The sequence below is a fragment of the Mesorhizobium sp. M7A.F.Ca.CA.002.15.2.1 genome (assembly GCF_003998715.1).
Lineage (GTDB): Bacteria > Pseudomonadota > Alphaproteobacteria > Rhizobiales > Rhizobiaceae > Mesorhizobium > Mesorhizobium ciceri.
On the sequence record NZ_RZPI01000759.1, the window covers coordinates 1 to 2,501 of the forward strand.

At 65.4% G+C, this 2,501-nt stretch carries 2 protein-coding genes and 1 pseudogene; 2 read left to right on the forward strand and 1 reads right to left on the reverse strand.

The genetic code is table 11. The features are described 5' to 3' along the window. Positions 1–208 (reverse strand): LysR family transcriptional regulator (locus ENZ74_RS28830; RefSeq protein ID WP_164761281.1); only part of this gene is annotated, 208 nt, incomplete at its 3' end. Between the two features lie 119 nt (positions 209–327). Between ENZ74_RS28830 and ENZ74_RS28835 the strand changes: the two are divergent. Together ENZ74_RS28835 and ENZ74_RS28840 are read left to right on the forward strand one after the other, a co-directional pair. Then, positions 328–1,508, forward strand: a pseudogene (locus ENZ74_RS28835) (MFS transporter). A 53-nt stretch (positions 1,509–1,561) separates the two neighbouring features. Beyond that, on the forward strand, positions 1,562–2,501 hold a 940-nt coding region (locus ENZ74_RS28840), incomplete at its 3' end, for an aldo/keto reductase (RefSeq protein ID WP_164761282.1).

The following is a 2,501-nucleotide window of genomic DNA, read 5'->3' on the forward strand; positions in this document are numbered from 1 at the left end:
ATGCTGTGCCTTCCGGCGTCAGTTGCAGCTTTCGCGTCGAGCGGCTGACCAGCCGCGCGCCAAGCCGGGCCTCCAGCCGCGCGATCAGCTTGCTCACCGCCGACGGCGTCATGCGCAACGCGCGTGCCGCGGAGGAGAAACTGCCTTCCTCGACGACGCGCACGAACACTTCGATCTCGCCGGAGCGATTGATGTCGGGCCTGGCCATTTATGAATCTATTTCACAGAAAATATGCCCAAGGCAAGTCTGGTTCACAATGCAGGGAAGCACGATCTCAGGGGTCGGGGCGCGGGACGGCGCTCTTCGCATCGAAGTGGAAAACCGCCATGCCTCTTGCTCTCTACGCCCTCGCCGCCGGTGCCTTCGGCATCGGCGTCACCGAATTCGTCATTATGGGTTTGCTGCTCGATGTCAGCAAGGATCTCGGCGTTTCGATCTCGGCTGCCGGCCAGCTCATTTCGGGCTATGCGCTTGGCGTCGTCATCGGCGCGCCGTTGCTGACCATCGCCACCGGCAACTGGCCGCGCAAGACCGTGCTTCTGGCGCTGATGGCGATCTTCACGCTCGGCAATCTCGCCTGCGCGTTGGCGCCCGACTACTGGACGCTGATGGGCGCCCGCATCATCACCGCCTTTGCCCACGGCACTTTCTTCGGCGTCGGCTCGGTGGTCGCCACCGGCTTGGTCGCGCCCAACAGACAAGCCTCGGCGATCGCGCTGATGTTCACCGGCCTGACCATCGCCAACATCCTCGGCGTGCCCTTCGGCACATGGCTCGGCCAGGCCTTCGGCTGGCGCGCGACCTTCTGGGCCGTGACAGTGGTCGGTGTGGCCGCCTTCGCCGTCATCCTGGCTCTGGTGCCACGCAGCCGGACGGCGCCCGAAAAGAGCGACCTGCGCGCCGATCTCGCCGTTTTGCGCCGCACCCCCGTCCTGCTCGGCCTCGCCACCACCGTGCTCGGCTATGCCGGCGTCTTCGCCGTCTTCACTTATATCGCTCCGTTGCTGACCGAGATAAGCGGCTTCAAGGAAGCAGCCGTGTCGCCGATCCTGCTCGTCTTCGGCGGCGGTCTCATCGCCGGCAATTTGCTTGGCGGCAAGGTCGCCGACCGCTGGCTTGGCCGTCCGTGCTGGGCAGCCTCGTGGTGCTGGCCCTGGTGCTCGCAACGATGACCTTCGCCATCCACAGCCAGGTGATGGCCGTCATCTATGTCGGCCTGCTCGGTGCCGCCGCCTTTGCTACCGTGGCGCCGCTGCAGATGTGGGTGCTGGACAAGGCGCAAGGTGCCGGCCAGAGCCTCGCCTCGTCCTTCAACATCGCCGCTTTCAATCTCGGCAACGCCGCAGGCGCCTGGCTTGGCGGCGCGGTGATTGCCCACGGCCTTGGTCTGGGTTCCCTCACCTGGGTCGCCGCCCTGCTGCCGCTCACGGCACTCGGCGTGGCGGGCCTGGCGCTGCGTCTCGATCGCACCCCGGCGCTCGGCGCACCTGCCTCCATCCGCTCGTGACTACCCTCGGCAAACCCGCTTCCGACACCCTTCATACCACCAGGAGTAAAAAGATGGATTATCGACGTCTCGGTGCATCGGGCTTGAAAGTGCCCGCACTCTCCTTCGGCGCGGGAACCTTTGGCGGTTCCGGCCCGCTGTTCGGCGCCTGGGGCAACAGCGACGCCAGGGAAGCGCGGCGGCTGATCGACATCTGCCTGGAGGCCGGTGTCAATTTGTTCGACACGGCCGACGTCTATTCGAACGGCGCTTCTGAACAGGTGCTTGGCGACGCGATAAAAGGCCGCCGCGATGCCGTGCTGATCTCGACCAAGACCGCGCTGCCGATGGGCGATGGGCCGGGCGATTACGGCTCGTCACGTTCGCGGCTGATCAGATCCGTGGATGATGCGCTGAGGCGCCTCGGCACCGACTACATCGACCTTTTGCAGCTACACGCCTTCGATGCCGGCACGCCGATCGAGGAGGTGCTGTCGACGCTGGACAACCTGATCCGTGCCGGCAAGCTGCGCTATGTCGGCGTCTCCAACTTCTCCGGATGGCAAGTGATGAAGTCGTTGGCGCAAGCCGACAGCCAAGGCTATCCGCGCTATGTCGCCCATCAGGTCTACTATTCGCTGGTCGGCCGCGACTATGAGTGGGAGCTGATGCCGCTCGGCCTCGACCAGGGCGTCGGTGCATTGGTGTGGAGCCCGCTTGGCTGGGGCCGCCTGACCGGCAAGATCCGCCGTGGCCAGTCCCTACCGGAAAAGAGCCGGCTGCACGACACGGCAAGCTTCGGTCCGCCGGTCGAGGACGAGCATCTCTATCGAGTGATGGATGCCCTCGATGTCGTGGCCGAGGAAACCGGCAAGACCGTGCCGCAGATCGCCATCAACTGGCTGCTGCAGCGCCCGACCGTATCGTCGGTCATCATCGGCGCCCGCAACGAGGAGCAGTTGCGCCAGAACCTCGGCGCCGTCGGCTGGACCTTGACGCCGGGGCAGATAAGGC